This window comes from Mesorhizobium sp. M0408, assembly GCF_040321495.1.
Taxonomy (GTDB): Bacteria; Pseudomonadota; Alphaproteobacteria; order Rhizobiales; family Rhizobiaceae; genus Mesorhizobium.
In genome coordinates this window covers 102238-123028 of sequence record NZ_JAMYRO010000004.1, presented here as the reverse complement: position 1 = coordinate 123028, position 20791 = coordinate 102238, and the positions used below count along the sequence as shown (strand labels likewise).

Below are 20791 nucleotides of genomic sequence, written 5' to 3'. Positions count from 1 at the left end.
AGAGTATGCTCCGCACAATGCGACCGGCTGGCTGCGCCTACGTCCTCATCTTTTCGCCGCTCGGGTCGAAGGGCGGCTCGACATTGATGCGTGCGGGACGCCGGTGCCCGAGGATTTCGATCTCGAACAGCCCGGCGCTCTCGTTCTCGGCAAGCGCTGCCGGTACATAGCCTTGCGCCATCGACTTCTCGACATAATGCGCATAGCCGCCGGAGGTGACCCAGCCGACCACGCGCCAGTCGCCGTCGACAATGCCGCGCACGGCAGACGCGCCTTCGGCGGCGTTCGAGCCGCGCACTTCCTTGCCGCCCGCGTCGAAGCGCGGCGCGCCATAGCCATGCGGCTTTTCCACGGTGCCGTAATCCTTGCCGCCGACCTTGGCCCAGATCGGCTCGTCGCCCATGACGTCTGCATCCGCGGCATCGACGATGAAGGAGACACGGCGCAGTTTCGGCCCTTCTGCCTGTTCCTTGGCCGCTGCTTCCCGGCCGATGAAGTCGTTCTTCTCTAGCTTGATGAAGCGGTCCATCGAGCCTTCGAACGGTCCGTAGATCGGACGTAACTCGCGGAACCAGGTCGGGAAGTTCTTCTCAAGGCGCATCGAGAGCAAAGCCCGCATGCCGAAATCGACAAGGCCAAACTCTTCGCCAGCCTCCTTGATTGCCTTGTAGACCAGGCGCTGGTAGGCAGGCGCCATCCAGATCTCATAGCCGAGGTCGCCGGTGTAGGTGATCCGGTTGACCATGCAGGGCGCTCCGCCGACCGCCATCTCGCGGAAATCCATGAAGCGGAAGGCCTTGGTCGAGATGTCGACATCGACCAGTTTCTGCAGCAGGTCGCGGGATTTCGGCCCGGCGATCGACAACCCGACCAGCGTCTGGTCGAAGCGGTGGATGCGCACCTCTGACGCCCTTGGACCGTCCTTCGGCAGATGCTTCTCGAACCAGCGCATGTGGTATTTTTGCGCTGCCGAAGAACCCCATATCATGAAGCGGTCTTCCCCACCCCTTGGGCCCGCCTTGGCAATGGTGAAGTCCCCGATCAGCCGGCCGAACTCGTTCAGCATGGGCGTCAGCACGATGCGGCCGGTCTTCGGCATGCGATTGGTCATCAGACGGTTGAGGAAGTCCTCGGCCCCTGGCCCGGAGACTTCGTATTTGGCGAAGTTGGCGATCTCGGTGACGCCGACCCTCTCGCGGGTGGCGCGCACTTCCTCGCCGATCGGGCGGAAATCATTGGAGCGGTGGAAGGACACGACCTCCTTCGGCTCCGAGCCTTTCGGCGCGAACCAGAGCGGGGTTTCGAGACCCCAGCTGTCGCCCATGACGGCGTTGTTGGCGAGCATGGTGTCGTAAAGCGGGGTCGTCTGCGCTGGTCTTGCCGCCGGTAATTCCTCGTTGGGAAAGCGGATGGAGAAGCGGCGCGAATAATTTTCGCGGACCTTTGCGTTGGTATAGCGCAGCGTTGCCCATTCGCCGAAGCGCGCAACGTCCATGCCCCAGACGTCGAAGCCGGGGTCGCCATGGACCATCCAGTTCGACAGCGCCAGGCCGACGCCGCCGCCCTGGCTGAAGCCGGCCATGACGGCGCAGGCGCACCAGAAATTGGTCAGGCCCTGCACCGGGCCGACCAGCGGGTTGCCGTCCAGCGCGAAGGTGAAGGGGCCGTTGATGATCTGCTTGATGCCGGCCTTCTCGATGCCGGGGAAATGCTTGAAGCCGATCTCGAGCGACGGCGCGATGCGGTCGATGTCTGGCTGCAGCAGCTCGTGGCCGAAATCCCAGGGCGTGCTGACCGGCGACCACGGCTTGCAGGCCTTTTCATAGGTGCCGAGCAGGATGCCGTTGCGCTCCTGGCGGGTATAGATCTCGCCCTTGAAATCGAGCACGCCAATCATCTCGCGGCCGGTCGACTTGTTGAATTCCTCGACCTCCGGCATCGGCTCGGTCAGGAGATACATGTGCTCCATGGCCAGCACCGGCAGTTCGACGCCGACCATGCGACCGATCTCGCGCGCCCACAGGCCGCCGCAGTTAACCACATGCTCGGCTTTGACTGTGCCTTGCTCAGTGACGACGTTCCAGGTGCCGTCGACCTCCTGCGTCAGTTCCACGACGCGGTTGCGCAGTACGATCTCGGCGCCTAGCTTCCTGGCGGCCTTGGCATAGGCATGGGTGGTGCCGGAAGGGTCGAGATGACCCTCGACTGGATCCCACATGGCGCCGACGAAATTCGTCTCGTCCATCAGCGGGAACATCGCCTTGGCTTCGGACGGCGTGATCAGTTCGGTGTCCATGCCGAGATAGCGGCCCTTGGCGTGGGCGAGCCGCAAGAAGTCCATGCGCTCGGGCGTGTCAGCCATCATCACGCCGCCGGTCAGGTGCAGCGAGCAGGATTGGCCGGAAATCTCCTCGATCTCCTTGTAAAGCTGCACCGTGTAGGCCTGCAGCTTGGCGACGTTGGGATCGCCGTTCAGCGTATGGAAGCCGCCCGCCGCATGCCAGGACGAGCCGGAAGTGAGCTCCGAACGCTCGATCAGCATGATGTCGTTCCAGCCAGCCTTGGCCAGATGATAGAGCACCGAGCAGCCAACGACCCCGCCGCCGATGACAACCGCTTTTGCATGAGATTTCATGAAGATAATTCCGTTTTTGAAGAGATTGAATCGAGTGAGCGGGGCGCGAAAACAAAGCGGAGATCGGATACAGCGATGTTTCCGGCCAGCCTGCCATCAAGACGGAGTGGGGGTCGACTACTCATCAGATGATCAGAAATCGGTCGGCGCGCCGCCTTCGGCCCGGCGCTTGTCGACGAAAGCGTTGAGCTCCTCCCTGATTGCCGGATCCATGTAAGGCTCTTCATAGGAGGCCAGCCGTTCCTTCCAGACGCGATTGGCCTTTTCGAGCGCCGTCGGCGACCCGGCCTCCGCCCAACTCTCGAAATTGCGCCAGTCCGAGATAATAGGCGCATAGAACGCGGTCTTGTAGCGGTCCTGCGTGTGCTGGGTGCCGAAGAAATGGCCGCCGGGGCCGACGGACTGTATGGCGTCGAAACCGAGTGCTTCCTCGGAAAGATCGAGCGGCGTCAGGAACTCGGCGACCATCTGCAACAGGTCTATGTCGAGGATGGTCTTCTCGTAGGAGCAGCGCAGGCCGCCTTCCAGCCAGCCGGCCGCATGCATCATCAGATTGCCGCCGCCCTGGATGGCGCCCCACAGTGAGAACACGCTTTCATAGGCGGCCTGCGCATCGACCGTGTTGGCGGCGCAGGTGTTGGAGGTGCGGTAGGGGATGTTGTAGCGGCGGGCGAGCTGCCCGCCGACCAGCTGCGCCTTCATATATTCCGGCGTGCCGAAGGCCGGCGCGCCGGACTTCATATCGACGTTCGAGGTGAAGCCGCCGTAGCCGACAGGCGCGCCCTTGCGCACCATCTGCGCAAAGGCGATGCCGGACAGCGCCTCGGCATTCTGCTGCACCAGCGCGCCGGCAATCGTCACCGGCGCCATGGCGCCGGACAGGGTGAACGGCGTCACGATGACCACCTGGCCCTTGCTCGACATCTGGATGATGCCTTCCATCATCGGCACGTCGAGCTTGAGCGGCGAATTGGTGTTGATGATGGTGAATACCGACGGCTCTGCAAGCAACTGCTCATGGCTGATGCCACGTGCGATCCTGGTGATCTCGATGCCGTCGACGTTGCGCTCCTTGCCGAGCGAATAGATGTGGAACATCTTGTCGGTCAGCGTGGCGAGGTCACGGATGCATTCAAGGTGGCGGACGGACGGATGGATGTCGATCGGCTCGACCGGATAGCCGCCCGTGCAGTTCAATATGTTGTGCATCTGCGCAAGCTTGAGGAAGTTGCGGTAGTCCTGCTGGTTGCCCGGCCGGCGGCCGCGGTCGACGTCGGAGCAATTGGGCGCCGACGCCATCATCGAGATGATCAGATTATCGCCGCCGAAGCGCACGTTGTGCGCCGGGTTGCGGGCGTGGATGGTGAATTCCGGCGGGCAGTGCGCAACCAGTTCCAGGATCATGTCACTGTCGAAGCGCACCCGCTCGCTGCCTTCGCGGACATCGGCGCCATGCGCCTTCATGATGCGCCGGGCTTCGTCATGCAGCACGTCGACGCCGATTTCCCGCAGCACGCGCAGAGAGGCGAGGTGGATAGATTCCAGCTCGTCGTCGGAAACCAGCCGGGTCGGCGCCAGCGGGTTCTTCAACTGCCGAAACGGCGGCTGCTCGAACGCCGCCGATCCGCCGGCACGCTTTCCCGCGCGGCCGCCGCGACGGGCGCGGTCGTTTGCCAATGCAGGTTCGGCGGGCTGAAGGGCGGCGGTCATGATAGTCCTCGTACGCTGCGGCAATGCGGCGGCATAATGGACTGCCGGCCGGCCAGCCATTGCGGAGGCGGCGACCACTAGGACGAGGGAAGCGACATGCCTGAAGGGCAGCCGGAGGGATCGTCAGGCTCTTATCTCTTCCGGCTGGCGCAAGCGGTTTTCGTTGCCGGTGCTTACCGCGATGAAAGCGAAACGCTAGTCCTGCATCATGGACCGGGCGAAACAGGACAGCGGCGAGACAGTGCAATGGGCGGCGATCACCGGCGTGATCGCCACCGTCTCGGTGTTCGCCATCGCGCAAGGGCTGAGCTATCCGCTGTTGAGCTTCATCCTGCAGCGCCAGGGCGTTTCGCCGGCCATGATCGGCCTGTCGGCGGCAATGACGCCGATCGGCTTCATCGTCTCGTCGCCGCTGGTTCCGGCGCTGGCGCGGCGTTTCGGGGCAGGGCGCACCGCGCTTACTTGCGCGGCACTTTCCGCGCTGGTGCTGGCGCTGATCGGCTGGACGCAAAATGTCTATCTGTGGTTTCCTCTGCGCTTTTTGATCGGCGCCGTCACCAACCCGCTCTACGTGCTGAGCGAAGTCTGGGTGATCGCACTGGCGCCGCCGACACGCCGCGGCCGCGTCATGGGCATCTATTCGACCATCATTTCGGCGGGCTTTGCGGCGGGGCCGCTGTGCCTGCTTGCGGTCGGCACCGAGGGATGGCCGCCGTTCCTCGTCGGCATCGCCGCATTTCTGTTTTGCGGCGCCTGCCTCGCCTCGGTGCTGGCACGGCTGCCCAAGGTCGACGAGAGCGGGCACCGCGTTTCGGTGCTGGGGTTCGTGCCGCAGGCGTGGCTGCTGTTATCGGCAGTGATCGTGGCCGCCGGTTTCGAACAGGCGGTGCTCGCCTTGCTGCCGGTCTACGGAACACATTATGGCATCGCCGAAGCGCGCATGTCGGCGCTGCTGTCGGTGATGATCGCCGGCAACATCGCTATGCAGGTGCCGCTCGGCCTGCTGGCGGAACGACTGACGGCGCGGCTGGTGCGGTTCATCTGTGTTTCGATGACGGTGCTGGGATGCGTTCTGTTGCCGGTTCTCATCGAGACGCCGCTGATCTGGCCGTGCGTCTTCATCTGGGGCGCGGTTTCCTACGGCATTTACACGATGTCGATCATTGAACTCGGCGAGCGGTTCACCGGCTCGGCACTGGTCGCCGGCAACGCCGCCTTCTCGCTGATGTGGGGCGTCGGCGGCATCGCCGTGCCGCCGCTGGCGGGCAGCGCCATGGATGTTGTTGGCGCCGGCGGCCTGCCAATGACGCTCGGTGCCATTTGCCTGGCGCTGGCAGTTGTAACGGTCATTCGAAGACGGATGGTGTGAATGCCAGAAAGCCGCCGTTTCTGACGAATGGCTTGAATGTAAGCGGCCCCATGTCGATCTTGGCTATGTCGCCACCCGACTCAACCGGAGACCTCATGACCAAATCGAATACCAAGGGCCAGCCGGGTTCGGCGGCCGAAGACCCGTTTCTCTGGCTTGAGGACAGGAGGGGCAAGCAGGCGCTCGACTGGGTGCATCACCAAAATGCAGTTACGGTCGGGGAGCTGCAGGGTGATCCGTCCTATCAGACGTCGTTCGAGACGGCGCTCGACCTGATGACAGCCGAGGATAACATCGCCGTCGGGGCCGCTATCAACGGCTATGTCTATAATTTCTGGCAGGACCGGACGAACGTACTCGGCCTCTGGCGGCGCACCACCGTCGCCTCCTACAAGACCGACAAGCCGGAATGGCAGACGATCATCGACTTCGACAGTCTGGCGGCGAAAGAGGGGGTGAAATGGGTGTTCAGCGGCGCCAGCCGGCTCTACCCCGACTTCAGCCGCTGCCTGCTCAACCTGTCGCCGGATGGCGGCGATGCCAGCGAGATGCGCGAATTCGATATCGAAAGCAGATCGTTCGCCGATGGCGGCTTTCGCGCTCCTGCCTCGAAATCGAGCTTTAGCTGGCTGGACGAGGACACGGTTATCGTTTCCGCCGCCTTCGAGGAGGACGACAAGACCCAGTCCGGTTATCCGCGCGTGGTCAAGCTTTGGCGGCGCGGCACGCCACTGGAAGCGGCGATGCCGATCTTCGAGGCGCTGAAGCAGGATCTTGCCGCCGGCGGGTCCGTCGAATTCGACGGCGACAAGCGTCATGTCTTCCTCGCCCGGACCATCGACTTCTTCGCCTCGCACAGCTTCCTGCGGCTGCCTTCCGGCGGAAACAGGCGCATCCCGTTGCCGGACGACGTCACCGATACGGCGCTGTTCAAAGGCCAGCTCGTCTTTGGCGTGCGTACCCCGTGGACTGCGCCGGACGGCACGCTGTGTAAGCCCGACGGACTCTATTCACTCGATTTCGAGCGCTGGATCGAAACCGGGCTATTCGGATCCCTCGATACCGTGCTCGAGCCGGCGCACCGCGTCTCGATCGCCGGCATTGCCCGCACGCAGGACCGGCTGTTCATCAATTTGATGGACAATGTGCGCGGCAAGGTCGTCGCCGGCAAGCGCAGCGACAGCGGCTGGGAGTTCAAGCCCGTGGCGTTGCCCGAAAACGGCAATGTCGGCATCAGCCATGCCGAGCATTTCGGTTCCAGCGTCTCCTTCTCCTTCACCGATTTCCTGACGCCGAGCTCGATCATCTGGTCGGACGACAACGCCGCGGGGCTGGCAACGGTGAAGTCGCAGCCGGCGCGTTTCGACGCGTCGTCCCTGCTCTCCGAACAGTTCGAGGCGCGCTCGAAGGATGGCACGATGATCCCGTACTTCGTCGTCAGGAGGCGCGACTTGCATGGACCCGTGCCGACATTGCTTTACGGCTATGGCGGCTTCGAAGTGCCGCTGCTGCCCGGCTATGCCGGCGTACGCGGCAGGCTGTGGCTGGAGAAGGGCAATGCCTATGTGCAGGCCAACATCCGCGGCGGCGGCGAGTTCGGCCCGAACTGGCACCAGGCGGCGCTCAAGGCCAATCGCCAGAATGCCTTCGACGATTTCGCTGCCGTCGCGCAAGATCTGGTCAAACGCGGCATCGCTACGCCCGCCACACTGGGCATCCAGGGCGGATCGAATGGTGGCTTGCTGACCGGCGTCTCGCTGACCCAGCACCCGGAATTGTTCGGTGCAGTGATCATCGACGTGCCGCTGCTCGATATGCTGCGCTACACCGAGCTGCCGCCCGGCGCGTCATGGATGGCCGAGTATGGCGATCCGGCGAAGCCGGAAGAGGCAGCCTGGCTCGCCGCCTATTCGCCCTATCAGCATGTAGACACGGATGCAGCCTATCCGCCGGTGTTGCTGACGACCTCGACCGCCGACGATCGCGTCCATCCCGGGCATGCCCGCAAGATGGCGGCACGGCTGCAGGCGGCCGGCCACGGCAAGACGCTGTTCTTCGAGGAGACCGAGGGCGGCCATGGCGGACGCGGCGACCGGCGGCCGCAGGCCGCACAGGCGGCGATGAAGTACGTCTTCCTGCAGCGGGCCCTGACTGGCACCAATTGACCGGCGTCGCTTGACCGGCACGGCTTGAACTGAGGGCTCGAGGCAGCCTAAGGTGCATGCATGGCTCGGCTGGCGAAATCGGGTTGCGCATTTGGGGTGGCGGTGACGCCGTCGTCGCGCACGCTACGCGCCGAGCTGTTGCGGCTCTGCGCTCGCATCGGCTATTCGCCGCCCGCTGTCCTCTGACGAATCCGCCCCGGCGCGAAAGCTGCCGGATTGGTTCAAGAGGAAAGACCAGACATGACCTACCAGAATTATTCGCTGAAGCAGCTTCAGCAGATCGATGCCGCGCATCACCTTCATCCGTTCACCGACCACAAAGAGATGCGCGAGACCGGCTCGCGCATCATCACCCACGCCAACGGGCCGTTCATCTATGATGCCGAAGGGACGGAAATCCTCGACGGCATGGCTGGGCTGTGGTGCGTCAATGTCGGCTATGGCCGCGACGAGCTGGCCGACGCCGCCTACGCCCAGATGAAGGAATTGCCCTACTACAACTCTTTCTTCAAATGCTCGACGCCGACGCCGGTTCTGCTGTCGAAAAAGCTGGCGGAGATCGCGCCAAGGCACATCAACCAGGTGTTCTACGGCTCGTCCGGTTCGGAGGCCAACGACACGGCGCTGCGCCTGGTCCGTCACTATTGGGTGCTGGAAGGCAGGCCCGAGAAGAACCGCATCATCTCACGCAAGATGGGCTACCACGGCTCGACCATCGCCGGCGCCTCGCTCGGCGGCATGGATTTGATGCACAAGCAGCTCGGCGGCGCCGTGCCCAACATCGTCCATGTGATGATGCCCTATGCCTATGAGCTCGCACTGCCCGGCGAAAGCGACCATGATTTCGGCCTGCGCGCGGCAAAAGCGGTCGAGGACGCGATCCTCGAAGCCGGCGCCGACAAGGTGGCCGCCTTCATCGGCGAGCCGGTGATGGGGGCAGGCGGGGTGAAGATCCCGCCGATGAGCTATTGGCCGGAGGTGCAGCGCATCTGCCGCAAATACGATGTCCTGCTGATGCTGGACGAGGTCATCACCGGATATGGCCGCACAGGCGAGTGGTTCGCCGCACAAGCCTTCGATGTCGAGCCCGACACCATCACCACGGCCAAGGCGCTGACCTCTGGCTATCAGCCGCTGTCGGCGCTGCTGGTCGGCGACCGCATCGCGGCGACGCTGGTCGAAAAGGGCGGCGAATTCTATCACGGCTACACCTATGCCGGGCATCCGGTGGCCTGCGCGGTGGCGCTGAAGAACCTCGAGATCATCGAGCGCGAAGGCCTGGTCGAGCGCGTGAGGAACGACACCGGGCCTTACTTCGCCAGGGCCCTGCAGGAACGTCTCGGTGGGCACGATCTGGTCGGCGAGGTGCGCTCGTTCGGGCTGATGGGGGCGATCGAGATCGTCAAGGACAAGGTGACCAAGGAGCGCTTCCTGCCGGCCGGCAGCGCGGCGGTGATGGTTCGCGACCACGCGATTGTCCAGGGCATGATGCTGCGCGCTACCGGCGACACGATGATCCTGTCGCCGCCGCTGATCTGGACGCGCGAGACGATCGACATGGCCTGCGACCGCATCGCCACGGCGCTCGACCTGGCGCAAGCAGATTTGCGCAAGCGGTAAGATGGAACGTTTGCCGGGCGCCCGGGAATCGGGCGCCCGGAGATTGAATGCCGCTTCATGCGAAGAGTTCGCCAGACGAGGATCTTTAAATATCTGTCTCGGGAAGGTCTCACGCGCGAACAATCGGAAGCCCTGGAAAAGGCCGCGTTCTTGATCATTAGCGCGCGGAAAGAAGCCGCGGCGCTACTGGCGCGGGCGGGAGTAACTTTACCTGATGATGGGTTTGGGTTCGGGAACCCTTGCAACGCGCACATAGAGGCGCACGGCAACTGCCCGTGCAACGATTACACGGGCGATGGTGGGCCATGTTTGACGCAGACTACCCTCGATACGGCCTCCCCCCGTCCCGGAGTTGCGGCCATCCACCATCAAAACATCTCTCCACGTAAGGCGTATTGGAGACAGTTGATGCGCACCATTTCTTTGATCCTAGCCTTGGTTATGCAATCGGTCATCACTGTATGTCTTGCGCAGCACGCCAAAACACCTTTCAAAAGGCCGGTTCCAGAAGAGCACAAGGGCTTCGTGGCAGAAATTGAGAGTGTTTTCAGGAAATATCCAAAGGCAATCGCTCGCTACAAACTCGTGGATATCGGCCTCGTAAATATTGGCGAGATGCCGCGCGTGGAGTGCACAGTGGAATGTGTGTTTGATTCTACTTGGGGCGGATGGTGTAAGACCGTTGTGATACGGAACGAGAAGAATAGCACCCTGCCGGTTTCCATTGCCCGGTTGCTAGTCGACAGACACGCGCTTTATGATGGCTGCTGAAGCGCCGATCGGGCCCGTTGCCCGAGATCGTTGTGCGGGAGGGACACTATGGCCAAACAGGAGCAGTGGCAGCTGGAAGGCAGCGCCGCGGACCTCTACGAGCGCTACCTAGTCCCGGCAATCACAGCCCTGTGGGCTGCGGACCTGATGGATCGTGCTGCGCCTCAATCTGGTGAGCGGATTCTGGACGTAGCTTGCGGCACCGGCGTGGTGGCACGCTCGGCTGCCGAGCGTATGGGAAGTGGGCAGGTCGTCGGCCTCGACATCAATACGGGCATGCTCGCCGTTGCTCGGTCGCTCCCGAGAGGCGCTGGAGCGCGTATCGACTGGCACGAGGGAAGCGCGCTCGAAATGCCGTTCCCTGACTCCGCCTTCGATCTGGTTCTTTGCCAGCTCGGACTGCAGTTTTTTCCGGATCGATCTAGTGCGCTCCGTGAGATGTTCCGGGTTCTGGTGCCTGACGGCCGACTGGCTTTAAACGTTTTCAGCGCTATTGAGCACACTCCTGCGGCGAAGGCGCTGGCGGATGCCTTGGATCGACACCTCGGTCCAGGCGCTTCGGCAACGAAAAGGTCTGAGCATTCACTCGCTGATGCGGACGAGCTTTACCGATTGGTGGCCGAGGCGGGATTTCGTCAGGTGACCATCCACACGACGACACAGAACATCCGATTTCCCTCGTCGAGGGAATATGTGCGACTACAATTGGCGGCGACTCCGCAGGCCGGGCTGGTCAGCGGAATGGATGCCGGACATCGGGAAGCAGTCATCGCAGCGATCACCGGTGATCTAAATTTTTCGCTGGCAATCTATTCAACTGAAGGGGAGCTGATGTTCCCCCAAGAGGCCCACGTCGTGCTCGCACGCAAGTAGCGTAGCTGACCGATGAGCCATGGCACCGACGCGCTGGGGGGGTTGGGGCGCGACCACCTGTGGGTCGACGTAGCTCAGGACAGCAGCCACGACGCCGACGATCATCTGGAGACGCGCCAGGGCGATCGCCTCATTGTCCTTGAAGAATGCGAAACGCAAAAACCGCGCTCCATCGGAACGCGGCTTTGCCAGATACGCATGGCGCTTCGCCAACAATACACTTGCGAAACTAACGGCGAAACTTACGGGCTCCGGTACGCGAGACCTGATCCGGAGCGCCGGGCGGATGTCCGCCTCGCAATCCGTTTTAAACGCATATCGTTACTGCAGGGTTAGCAAGAGCTTAAGCAAATCTAAATTTGCCGGCTTTCCGCTTTGGGCAGATCGAAACCTGTGAACTTGGAGCTTACGCCGGGTTACCACGGAGGAAATTAATGATGCCGGAAAAATCCGCGCCGGCATTCCCTTGTGCGTTGAACAGCGCATAGAGCTGGGCTGCCTCGGCGCCGAGCGGCGTTGCCGCACCGACGCTCTGTGCGGCCTCCTGCGACAGTTTGAGGTCCTTCAGCATCAGTGCCGCCGCGAAGCCAGGCTTATAGCCATTGTTGGCGGGCGATGTCGGCACCGGGCCGGGCACCGGGCAGTAGGTGGTCAGCGACCAGCACTGGCCGGACGAGGTCGAGGCGACGTCGAACAGCGCCTGGTGCGACAGGCCGAGCTTTTCCGCCAGCACGAAGGCCTCGGCAACGCCGATCATCGAAATGCCCAAAATCATATTGTTGCAGATCTTCGCCGCCTGTCCTGCGCCGTCGTCGCCGCAATGAACGATGCGGCCGGCCATCGGCTTGAGGATTGGTTCGGCCTTGGCGAAGGCCTCCTTCGAACCGCCGGCCATGAAGGTCAGCGTGCCGGCCGCCGCACCGCCCGTGCCGCCGGAGACCGGCGCGTCGATCGTCAGCAATCCGTGCTTGGCGGCGATGGCATGGGCCTTTCGGGCCGACTCGACATCGATGGTCGAGGAATCGATGAACAGCGCACCTTTTTTCGCCTTGGCCGCGATGTCTGCGTAAACCGACAGAACATGCTTGCCGGCCGGCAACATGGTGATGACCGCATCGGCATCCTTCACCGCCGCAACGGCATTGGCCATGACGACGACGCCGTGCTCCCTGGCAATGACGAGGTTCTCCGGCACTAGGTCGAAGCCGTGCACGGCATATCCGGCCTTGACCAGGTTGGCGGCCATCGGATTGCCCATATTGCCGAGGCCGATGAAGGCGATGGTGGTCATAATGGCGCTCCGTGAGTGGAATAGTGAATAGTGAATAGTGAATAGTCAGTAGTCAGTAGTCAGTAGGGATCATGTATTACTCATGGTCTATATGATAGACTCACCATTCACCATTCACCATTCACTATTCACTAAATTCTCTATCGTCCGATCAGCGCGCGTGCGATGATGACGCGCATGATCTCGTTGGTGCCTTCGAGGATCTGGTGGACACGCAGGTCCCGCACCAGCTTCTCGATGCCGTAGTCGTGCAGGTAACCATAGCCGCCATGCAGCTGCAGGGCGTCGTTGGCGACGTTGAAGCCGGTGTCGGTGACGAAGCGCTTGGCCATCGCCGACCATTTCGAGGCATCCGGCGCGTTGCGGTCGAGCTTCGAGGCGGCGGTGTAGAGGAAGACGCGCGCTGCCTGCAGTTCGGTCTCCATGTCGGCAAGCTTGAACTGCAGCGCCTGGAACTGGTTGATCTTCGAGCCGAAAGCCTTGCGTTCGGCGGTGTAGGCGAGTGCCTTGTCGAGCGCCGATTGCGCGCCGCCGAGCGAGCAGGCAGCGATGTTCAACCGGCCGCCGTCCAACCCGGCCATGGCGATGCCGAAACCGGCGCCCTCGACCGACAGCAGGTTTTCCGCCGGCACCTTGCAGTCCTCGAAGACGACCTGGCGGGTCGACTGCATGTGCCAGCCCATCTTGCGCTCGTTGGCGCCGAAGGAAAGGCCGGGCGCATCGTTCGGCACGACGAAGGTGGAAATGCCTTTCGGCCCGTCGGCGCCGGTGCGCGCCATGACGACATAGAGGTCGCTGTCGCCGGCACCGGAGATAAACTGCTTGGCGCCGTTCAGCACATAATCGCCGCCGCTTTTGACCGCACGCGTCTTCAGCGCCGCGGCATCGGATCCCGAACCCGGCTCGGTCAGGCAGTAGCTGGCCAGCCATTCCATCGAGGTCAGCTTCGGCAGGAAGCGCCGACGTTGCTCGTCGCTGCCGAAGCGGTCGATCATCGATGCCGCCATATTGTGGATCGAGATGAAGGCGGAAAACGCCGGATCGGCCCGCGAAAGCGCTTCGAAGATCAGCACGGCGTCGAGCCGGCCGAGCCCCGAGCCGCCGACATCCTCGCGGACATAGATGCCGCCAAGGCCGAGCGGACCTGTCTCGCGGATCACATCGGCGGGGAAATACTTGTTGCGATCCCAGTCGAGTGCGTTCGGCGCCACACGGTCGGCGGCGAAGGCTTGCGCCATCTCCTGGATGGCGCGCTGGTCTTCGTTGAGTTCGAACTGGCTGGTGCCCGCATCGACAGCGGCGTCCATGGCGTGCTCCCTGATGTTTCCGGCCTGCTGGCCTGTCGTTTTTGGCTTTGCGCGCAGTCCAATCTAGACCAATGATGCCGCCGCGCAACCCGATCGTCTCCATCCAACCATCTGGGCAGCGGCTGTGTGCGAATGCGCTTTGGAGCAAAGTGTGACGACAAATTTCGACGAACTGCTTGGACGCTTCCATGCCTATCTCCAGACGTTCGATGATGCGCTGGTGCGCGACGCCGTGGCCCGAATCGGCTGGGACATGCCAAGCCGGCCGCTCGAACCGCATGCACTGCCTTGTCTCCTTCAGCTCGACCGTATCGTCGAACTCGCTCCCGCTGCGGCCAAGCCGCTGGCGCGGCTGGTTGCGGAGCGTCGCGGCGATCTGCGCTGGGGGCAAACCTATGGCGAGGCGGATTTCGGCAAGGTTTTCATCGACAATTACGGCTGGCTGGAGGTGTTCGGTACACGCGGGCATTTCGTCAATGACGAGGTTGCGGCCGGCCTGCTGATCCTTGGACCCGACATCGTCTACCCCGATCATCACCATGTCGCGGAGGAGATCTACATCCCGCTGACCGGCGGCACCGAATGGCGCATGGGCGACGGCGGTTTTCGCCTTCGAGCGGCGGGCGAGGTGATCCACCATGCCTCTGACGTCAACCACGCCATGCGCACTGGCAAGGAGCCGCTGCTGGCGCTCTATCTCTGGCGCGGCGGCCCGCTGGCAGCCAAGTCGACGATCACCGCAACCGTTGCGCAGGGCAGGGGCTGATAATGGCCAAGGCAATCATGCTGCAGGGCACGGGTTCGGATGTCGGCAAGACAGTGCTCGTCGCCGGTCTGTGCCGCGCGGCGAAGAAGCGCGGCTTGAAAGTGCGGCCCTTCAAGCCGCAGAACATGTCGAACAACGCCGCTGTCGCCGATATTCCGGGCGATTCAGGCGGCGGTGAGATCGGCCGCGCGCAATGGCTTCAGGCGATCGCCTGCGGCGTGGCGCCGACCGTCCACATGAACCCGGTGCTGCTCAAGCCGCAGACCGATGTCGGCGCTCAAGTCGTCGTGCAGGGCAAGGTGTTCGGCGAGGCGCGGGCGCGCGACTACCAGGCGCTGAAGGGCCGGCTGATGGATGCGGTGCTGGACTCCTGGGCAAAGGTCGGCGAGGGCGCCGATCTGGTCATCGTCGAGGGCGCGGGATCGCCGGCCGAGATCAATCTCAGGAGCCGCGACATTGCCAATATGGGCTTTGCGACGCGCGCCGGCGTGCCGGTGATCCTGGTCGGCGATATCGATCGCGGCGGCGTTATCGCCTCGGTCGCCGGCACCCATCTGATCCTGCCGGAGGAGGACCGGCGCATGATCGTCGGCTATCTCATCAACAAGTTCCGTGGCGACGTCTCGCTGTTCGAAGACGGCATCAAGGCGATCGAAAAATTCACCGGTTGGCGCTGTTTTGGCGTCGTGCCGTGGCTGAAGGCGGCGGCGCGGCTGCCATCGGAAGATTCCGTCGTGCTCGAGCGACTGGCGTCCGGCGAGAAGCGCGCGCTGAAGATCGCCGTGCCGGTGCTCTCGCGCATCGCCAATTTCGACGATCTCGACCCGCTCAAGGCCGAACCGCAGGTCGAGGTGGTGTTCGTGCCGCCTGGTGAGCGCTTGCCCGAAGGTGCGGGTCTGGTGGTCATTCCCGGCTCGAAGTCGACGATCGGCGATCTCCTGAAATTTCGCGAGAACGGCTGGGACCGCGACCTTGCCGCGCATAGGAAACGCGGTGGTCATATCGTCGGCATTTGCGGCGGCTTCCAGATGCTTGGTCATATCGTGCGCGATCCCGACGGCATCGAGGGCAGCGTTACCGAAACGCAAGGCCTCGGCCTGCTCGACGTCGAAACGGTGATGGAGCCGGAAAAGACGGTGCGCAACGTCAGCGCGCGCTCGGTGCCGTTCGATCTGCCGCTCGACGGCTACGAGATCCATCTCGGCCGCACCACCGGTCCGGATACGCTGCGGCCGTCCGCCGTTATCAACGGCATCGATGACGGCGCTATCTCGGCCGATGGCAAGGTGCTGGGCACCTATATGCACGGGCTGTTTTCCGCCGATGCCTTCCGGGCGAAATTCCTCGAAAGCCTTGGCGTCAAGGGCGGCGGCATCGACTACCGCGCCGAGGTCGAACGGGCACTCGACGAGATCGCAGCCGAACTGGAAACCCACCTCGACTGCGACGCGATTTTTGGGCTGGCGCGTTAGATACTTTGCTTGAGCATGATCTTGTCCGAAAACCGGTCTCCACTTTTCGGGATCATGCTTTCTCGTCAGCCTTCGGCCAGTAGGTGCCGAACGACCAGACATTGCCTTCCGGATCGCGGCATATGAATTCGCGGCTGCCATAGTCGCGGTCGGTGAGCTCTTCCAGAATCTCGGCGCCGGCGGTTTTTGCGCGCGCGTATGCCGCGTCGGCATCAGCGACCGCAATGTAGATCGACTTGCCGCCGCCCGAGCCGGGCGCGCCGACCATCTTGCCATAGGCATCGTCGCGCGCCGTGCCGAGCATGATGATCGAAGAGCCGAATGCGAGTTCGGCGTGGTGCACCACGTCGCCTTCGCCATGGCGGGCGCGAACGCTGAAGCCGAAGGCCTCGCACAGCCAGTCGATCATGTTGCCGGCATTTCTGTAGCGCAGCGCCGGATAAAGCCGCGGTGGTTCGGTGGTGTTCGGCATGGCTGATCTCCTTCAACGGGTTGGTCGATCAACCCAGTCTGCGCGAAGGCCGGTTGCGCGTCTTGAAGAAATGTTACCTCGCGGCGACAGTGGTCGGCGTGACGCCTGCGAGGTCGCGGAACTCGCGCACCAGATGCGCCTGGTCGGCATAGCCGCAGCCGGCGGCGATGTCGGCCCAAGCGCTGTTCGCCTGTCTCGACAGGCCAAGCGCATGGTTGAAGCGGACGATGCGCGACAGCGTTTTTGGGCCGGTTCCGATCGCGTCCGAAAATTTTCCGGCAAGATGCTTGCGGCTCCAGCCAAGCTTTTCGGCCAGCGTCGAGATGCGGGTCCGGCCACGCGTCGAGACGATCGTCTCATAGGCCCAGACTATGTCGGCTTGAGTGCGGTCTGCGGTTGCCAACCGATCGGCGACGAAGGCTTCGACGATGGCGAAGCGTGTGCTCCAACCCGGCGCATTGCCGAGCCTTTCACGAAGGGCGATGCCTTCAACGCCGAGCACGTCATCCAGGCCGACCATGCGGTCGGTCAGTTCGCTCATCGGCCGGCCGAAGAAGCGACGAGCGCCGAGCGGGGTGAAATTGATCTGCACACAGCAGGTGCCGCCGCAGGATTCGATCACCACCGGCCCGGCATAAAGGCCGGCGGCAAAACTGGCGAAGCGGTCATTGTCGCTGGGGTCCCTGCCGAGCCCGATGGCAAAGGGTTCGGCAAAGCTGATGACCAGCGGCACGGTCAGCGAGGCATATTCGATAGCGCGGAAATGGCCTGGCATGGTTTCGCGAAAGCCGCACATGTCGGTGACGGCGCCCTGAAGCCGATGGCTCGGCGCGCGCCGCACCATCTCGAATCGATCGAGGCCTGGGCTGTCGTGATGGCTGCCGTCTTTGCTGTCGGCGGGCATGCGCTTTCCTTCCGCCAAGCGACTTTAACAGACCATCCGTCGGAATCAAAAGCGCCCGGCTTTTGGCCGGGCGCTCCGAGTTGCCTGAGATTCGGAGTTGTCTGGATGTGTTTAAGCCCCGCGCATCAGGCAGCCGGCGGCCAGCACGATGTAGGCGATGACGACAATCCACGCGGCATTCAAAGGTATAAACGCAAGAACGCCAAGCGCGGCGAGAACGCCGATGATGGCGATGACAAGGGATATAATGAAAATAAGCTGGGTAGGCGCACTGAGATTCATGTTCGGTCCCTCCTCAACATGATTCGTACAGCGGCATAGTATCAGGCGCGCGGTCACACACCAATGAGCGCACGCAGCGGGGCTTGCCGGATTGGCCAGCAGTTTTATGGGAGTGGCCAGAACGGTGCTGCGCGTTCGATCAGAAGGGCATCGCTTCAGACGAATGACAGTTTCCAAATTGTGGCGGAGACCACCAATTGTCGATGTCGCCGCCGCCCCTCATTGCCCTGCCGGGCATTTCTCCCCGTATAGTGACGGGGAGAAAGGGCTGGTCGCAACGTCGGCGCCTTTTCTTGCATCGCCTGCGATTGGCGAAATCGGTGACGAGAGCGCCCCTCTCCCCGTCACTAAACGGGGAGAGGACGCCGGCAGGCAGGTGAGGGGCAGCGCCAACGCCCTAAAAGGGTGAGGAGGCGAATTCAAACCTGAAGCGATTGTCCTTTTCACCATTCGCACCCCGTTTGCGCAAATCCGATTCCGCGCTACCTTCCGAACGAATCGGAAGGGGCTGATGGCGATGGGATTGCTGGACCAGATACGCTCGATCTTCGACGGCGATCCTGGCGTGCGCAAGGTCGCGGACGATCCGGTGCTGTCGGCGGAGCTGCTGATGCTGTTCCGTATGATATTGGCCGATGGATCGGTCAGCGAAAGCGAAATGACCGCCTTCAGGCGTATCTGCCGGGACGCCTTCGGCATTCCCGAAACCAGCATCGACAGCGTCATCGAATATCTCAACGAATTCGGCTACGAGACCAACGGCTCGCAGGCCGTCGCGCAGTTCCGCGACCTCGACGTCGAACGGCGCAAGCTGCTCGCCCGCCACATGGCCGAAATCGCCAAGGCCGATTCGCAACTCGCCGGGAGCGAAATGCAGCTGTTGCGCCGCACGCTCGACCTGCTCGACATCAGCCCGGCCGACGTGGTGAAGCCGCAAGGCTGAGGCATCGGCTGACTGTTGACGTTCTGAACGTCATTTTGTCTGTCATAGGCCATCCTCCAAGGATAGCCTGTCACAGAAATTACCGTGTCTCACTTACGGGGTGCAGTCCAGCACTGTCACCGTAGTTCCCGTTTTGTACATCTGGCGAAAAAAAATCTTGAGGCATCTAATTGCTCTATTTACCTTTGCGTATCCATCGCAAACTTTTTAAACTCTTCGATAATCTTCGACAAGTTCCTTGCCCCTCCAAATCCCTTGAAAGTACCGTCATTTACTGTTACAAAAAACCAATCTATTTCGTCGCCATACTGAAAGCTTACGTCTGTAAACTTTCTTCCATAGAGCTGCGTCCCGTGCAAATCTATTGAAACTTCCCATCCAGGGTTGTCGATCGTATCAATTTTTATGCCGTATTGGTGTTCCCAATCGCCGTTGCACTGCCCTTGGTACCACTCCTCTAACCACTCGAGCATTGATAGGTCGACCATTAGCCCCTCCTGTTAGTCGTTTGGAACAGAGGGAGGTTTATCGCCTCCTTTGTTGGGGGACTAGGCGAAGGCGACAAAGTGCACCCGTCACCCCATCCCCTAATTCGTCACCGCAATTTAGAAAAGTTCGCCGGCAAAGTCCCGTCGCGCAATCAGATGTCGTTCAGGCCGAAAGCTGGCGTCCTGTAGCCTTGGGAGAAGGACAATGCCCTCGAAGTAGTCACGTATGCCACGTCTCACAGTCGAAGCCGCTACAATCTCCATGATCTGACTTCATTTACTTATTGAATTATCCACTATTATTATGTTATCCTCGCCGTGATAGACAAAGCTTTCCGGAGAAATCCCGCGCTCAATTACTCGCGATATGCGAATCTCAGATCTGTCAGAGAATATAATGGAAACCCATCCGGAGTCGGTGACAACGTCAATAATATTGATAGACTGCATGTATGCCAGGATAGAGCATGAAATTTTGGTATTTACTGCGATGGAACCTCTCTCAAGTACGATCATGATACTGCCGTTTTCGTACTTAATTGATCGAAATTCTTTTCCAATGAGATTTTCCTTTAGGTAGTCCATATGACGTTTACCCTCTCGCGTTCAGTTTGGAATGTGTGCGAATTGACGTTCCCTTGAACTGGCCCCCCCCCCCGGAAGGTACCAAAAGTGGGCCCCGGTGTAAGGGTTCAGAGATTGTCTGGCAGGACTTGAACTGCCGCACTCGGGTTTGTCGCGTTCATCATTCTCAGATTCGTCGTTTCCTTGGTTCGGCAGCTTTGCTCCGCTCCGCGTCAAGCCCTTCACTTCGTGCGGCATTCATGCAAGCCCGAACGCCAGGACCAAGAAGCCCATCGCTCCGAACCCGGCGTGGATAACCATCCCGGCCCATGTGCTGCGACGCCGCTGGACGACATAGGGCAGCAGCAACGTGATCGGCACAAGGGTCAACAGGACTTGCCAGGGGAAGGCAGCGTGGAACAGCAACCACGGGATCCCATTGACCAGCCAAGCCCGCCTGCCGAAGGCGATCTCTTGCCGCGGCAGCGCGAAACCCCGCCAGACAAACTCTTCCCCAACGATGTTCAGCACAAAAAACGGAAGCCACGCGCCGAGAATCCAGTACCGGCCGGGACCGAGCGGCTCGAAAGCCATGAACGAGGGATTAAAATTCTTCCCGTCTTGCAGCATCCGGAGCGCGGCGCCGATGCCGCCGGTCAACACGCCGACGGCCGCCAGCCCTCCAACAGCCCAGAGCCAGTCGCCGCCATTCATCGGGCGAAGCCATAGCCGCGCGCCCAACCACCCCGGCCTTCCTGAACGCCGTTCCCGATACAACAGCAGGGCAGCCGTGAGAAGCAGGGGGCCAAAAAGGACGATGCTTGCGGCCAGGAACCACATCACCACAGGCTCTGCCCCGGTGGCGGAGACGAATGCCGGGACGGCTACCCGCGTTGTCAGGAACAGCAGCAGAGCACCCGCGCCGAACAGAGCAGCGGAGCCGCCCAGGCCCAGCGGAGGAACCCGATCAGGCTCCGGCCCGTCGCGCCTTTCATAACCGTTTGCTGTCAATGGCCATTCTCCCGCCCATGCGCCGAACGAATAAGGTTAGCCGTGCCACGAAGCGACACAGCCGGGTCCCCGCTGCTCCGCAGCGTCCCGGCGTTCGCTGGCCTTTCATTGTGCCACCGGCACGATGAACTCGCTTTGCGAACCGGCT

18 protein-coding genes and 1 pseudogene are annotated in these 20791 nt (G+C 62.0%); 10 read left to right on the top strand and 9 right to left on the bottom strand.

Annotated elements, in window-relative coordinates; all coding sequences use genetic code 11:
• Positions 1-37: 37 nt before the first annotated feature.
• Positions 38-2635, bottom strand: coding sequence for a GcvT family protein (locus NKI67_RS06150; protein WP_352644770.1), 2598 nt, complete (start codon positions 2633-2635; stop codon positions 38-40).
• A gap of 132 nt (positions 2636-2767) precedes the next feature.
• The gene (locus NKI67_RS06145; protein ID WP_023676493.1) at positions 2768-4345 is read right to left on the bottom strand and encodes a trimethylamine methyltransferase family protein; all 1578 of its coding nucleotides are present in this window, start codon (positions 4343-4345) and stop codon (positions 2768-2770) included.
• Between the two features lie 208 nt (positions 4346-4553).
• Here NKI67_RS06145 and NKI67_RS06140 point away from each other — a divergent pair, with 208 nt between their 5' ends.
• The 7 genes and pseudogenes from NKI67_RS06140 (at position 4554) to NKI67_RS06110 (ending at position 11479) form a co-directional block, all read left to right on the top strand.
• Positions 4554-5714 carry an MFS transporter gene (locus NKI67_RS06140; protein ID WP_023676492.1) on the top strand — a complete coding sequence of 387 codons (1161 nt, stop codon included), beginning with the start codon at positions 4554-4556 and terminating at the stop codon, positions 5712-5714.
• A 95-nt stretch (positions 5715-5809) separates the two neighbouring features.
• Complete coding sequence (locus NKI67_RS06135; protein ID WP_352644768.1) at positions 5810-7879, top strand: prolyl oligopeptidase family serine peptidase; 2070 nt, start codon at positions 5810-5812, stop codon at positions 7877-7879.
• A gap of 240 nt (positions 7880-8119) precedes the next feature.
• Complete coding sequence (locus NKI67_RS06130) at positions 8120-9499, top strand: aspartate aminotransferase family protein (RefSeq protein ID WP_023676490.1); 1380 nt, start codon at positions 8120-8122, stop codon at positions 9497-9499.
• A gap of 57 nt (positions 9500-9556) precedes the next feature.
• Positions 9557-9823, top strand: a pseudogene (locus NKI67_RS06125) (DUF6422 family protein); the annotation flags it as partial.
• An 84-nt stretch (positions 9824-9907) separates the two neighbouring features.
• Entirely contained in the window at positions 9908-10270 is a 363-nt protein-coding gene (locus NKI67_RS06120; protein ID WP_352644895.1) for a hypothetical protein, read from the top strand.
• A 48-nt stretch (positions 10271-10318) separates the two neighbouring features.
• Positions 10319-11143, top strand: a complete 825-nt coding sequence (locus tag NKI67_RS06115; RefSeq protein WP_352587688.1) for a class I SAM-dependent methyltransferase — start codon at positions 10319-10321, stop codon at positions 11141-11143.
• A 12-nt stretch (positions 11144-11155) separates the two neighbouring features.
• Positions 11156-11479, top strand: a complete 324-nt coding sequence (locus NKI67_RS06110) for a hypothetical protein (RefSeq protein WP_352644766.1) — start codon at positions 11156-11158, stop codon at positions 11477-11479.
• Between the two features lie 70 nt (positions 11480-11549).
• Here the strand turns inward: NKI67_RS06110 and mmsB are convergent, their stop codons facing one another.
• The gene (gene mmsB / locus NKI67_RS06105; RefSeq protein ID WP_352624624.1) at positions 11550-12434 is read right to left on the bottom strand and encodes a 3-hydroxyisobutyrate dehydrogenase; all 885 of its coding nucleotides are present in this window, start codon (positions 12432-12434) and stop codon (positions 11550-11552) included.
• Positions 12435-12574: 140 nt separating this feature from the next.
• Positions 12575-13741, bottom strand: a complete 1167-nt coding sequence (locus NKI67_RS06100) for an isobutyryl-CoA dehydrogenase (RefSeq protein WP_352587693.1) — start codon at positions 13739-13741, stop codon at positions 12575-12577.
• Between the two features lie 151 nt (positions 13742-13892).
• Between NKI67_RS06100 and NKI67_RS06095 the strand changes: the two genes are divergently transcribed.
• Positions 13893-14507 (top strand): dimethylsulfonioproprionate lyase family protein, encoded by a 615-nt coding sequence (locus NKI67_RS06095; protein WP_352587696.1) that lies wholly within the window; start codon positions 13893-13895, stop codon positions 14505-14507.
• A 2-nt stretch (positions 14508-14509) separates the two neighbouring features.
• Positions 14510-15979 (top strand): cobyric acid synthase, encoded by a 1470-nt coding sequence (locus tag NKI67_RS06090; protein WP_352454593.1) that lies wholly within the window; start codon positions 14510-14512, stop codon positions 15977-15979.
• A 52-nt stretch (positions 15980-16031) separates the two neighbouring features.
• On the opposite strand, the gene NKI67_RS06085 is transcribed toward NKI67_RS06090, so the two are convergent.
• The 3 genes from NKI67_RS06085 to NKI67_RS06075 form a co-directional block, all read right to left on the bottom strand.
• Positions 16032-16451, bottom strand: a complete 420-nt coding sequence (locus NKI67_RS06085; RefSeq protein ID WP_352587699.1) for a VOC family protein — start codon at positions 16449-16451, stop codon at positions 16032-16034.
• A gap of 73 nt (positions 16452-16524) precedes the next feature.
• Positions 16525-17355, bottom strand: a complete 831-nt coding sequence (locus NKI67_RS06080) for a helix-turn-helix domain-containing protein (protein WP_352454591.1) — start codon at positions 17353-17355, stop codon at positions 16525-16527.
• Positions 17356-17466: 111 nt separating this feature from the next.
• A complete protein-coding gene (locus NKI67_RS06075; RefSeq protein ID WP_023676480.1) occupies positions 17467-17637 on the bottom strand; it encodes a hypothetical protein in 171 nt (56 codons plus the stop codon).
• Positions 17638-18148: 511 nt separating this feature from the next.
• On the opposite strand from NKI67_RS06075, the gene NKI67_RS06070 reads away from it, so the two are divergent.
• Positions 18149-18580: a TerB family tellurite resistance protein gene (locus tag NKI67_RS06070; RefSeq protein ID WP_023676479.1), complete on the top strand. Its 432-nt coding sequence runs from the start codon at positions 18149-18151 to the stop codon at positions 18578-18580.
• A 179-nt stretch (positions 18581-18759) separates the two neighbouring features.
• On the opposite strand, the gene NKI67_RS06065 is transcribed toward NKI67_RS06070, so the two are convergent.
• Both NKI67_RS06065 and NKI67_RS06060 read right to left on the bottom strand, forming a co-directional pair.
• Positions 18760-19068 carry an immunity 53 family protein gene (locus NKI67_RS06065; RefSeq protein ID WP_352644764.1) on the bottom strand — a complete coding sequence of 103 codons (309 nt, stop codon included), beginning with the start codon at positions 19066-19068 and terminating at the stop codon, positions 18760-18762.
• An 822-nt stretch (positions 19069-19890) separates the two neighbouring features.
• On the bottom strand, positions 19891-20643 hold the full coding sequence (locus tag NKI67_RS06060; RefSeq protein ID WP_352644762.1) for a CPBP family intramembrane glutamic endopeptidase: 753 nt from the start codon (positions 20641-20643) through the stop codon (positions 19891-19893).
• Positions 20644-20791 lie beyond the last annotated feature (148 nt).

Bases quoted from the DNA above. Each gene is read 5' to 3' on its own strand.
- NKI67_RS06115 (WP_352587688.1), top strand. From the start codon at position 10,319: ATGGCCAAACAGGAGCAGTGGCAGCTGGAAGGCAGCGCCGCGGACCTC.
- NKI67_RS06135 (WP_352644768.1), top strand. From the start codon at position 5,810: ATGACCAAATCGAATACCAAGGGCCAGCCGGGTTCGGCGGCCGAAGAC.
- NKI67_RS06150 (WP_352644770.1), bottom strand. From the start codon at position 2,635: ATGAAATCTCATGCAAAAGCGGTTGTCATCGGCGGCGGGGTCGTTGGC.
- NKI67_RS06065 (WP_352644764.1), bottom strand. From the start codon at position 19,068: ATGGTCGACCTATCAATGCTCGAGTGGTTAGAGGAGTGGTACCAAGGG.
- NKI67_RS06100 (WP_352587693.1), bottom strand. From the start codon at position 13,741: ATGGACGCCGCTGTCGATGCGGGCACCAGCCAGTTCGAACTCAACGAA.
- mmsB (WP_352624624.1), bottom strand. From the start codon at position 12,434: ATGACCACCATCGCCTTCATCGGCCTCGGCAATATGGGCAATCCGATG.
- NKI67_RS06130 (WP_023676490.1), top strand. From the start codon at position 8,120: ATGACCTACCAGAATTATTCGCTGAAGCAGCTTCAGCAGATCGATGCC.
- NKI67_RS06145 (WP_023676493.1), bottom strand. From the start codon at position 4,345: ATGACCGCCGCCCTTCAGCCCGCCGAACCTGCATTGGCAAACGACCGC.
- NKI67_RS06085 (WP_352587699.1), bottom strand. From the start codon at position 16,451: ATGCCGAACACCACCGAACCACCGCGGCTTTATCCGGCGCTGCGCTAC.
- NKI67_RS06075 (WP_023676480.1), bottom strand. From the start codon at position 17,637: ATGAATCTCAGTGCGCCTACCCAGCTTATTTTCATTATATCCCTTGTC.
- NKI67_RS06070 (WP_023676479.1), top strand. From the start codon at position 18,149: ATGGCGATGGGATTGCTGGACCAGATACGCTCGATCTTCGACGGCGAT.
- NKI67_RS06090 (WP_352454593.1), top strand. From the start codon at position 14,510: ATGGCCAAGGCAATCATGCTGCAGGGCACGGGTTCGGATGTCGGCAAG.
- NKI67_RS06110 (WP_352644766.1), top strand. From the start codon at position 11,156: ATGAGCCATGGCACCGACGCGCTGGGGGGGTTGGGGCGCGACCACCTG.
- NKI67_RS06120 (WP_352644895.1), top strand. From the start codon at position 9,908: ATGCGCACCATTTCTTTGATCCTAGCCTTGGTTATGCAATCGGTCATC.
- NKI67_RS06140 (WP_023676492.1), top strand. From the start codon at position 4,554: ATGGACCGGGCGAAACAGGACAGCGGCGAGACAGTGCAATGGGCGGCG.
- NKI67_RS06080 (WP_352454591.1), bottom strand. From the start codon at position 17,355: ATGCCCGCCGACAGCAAAGACGGCAGCCATCACGACAGCCCAGGCCTC.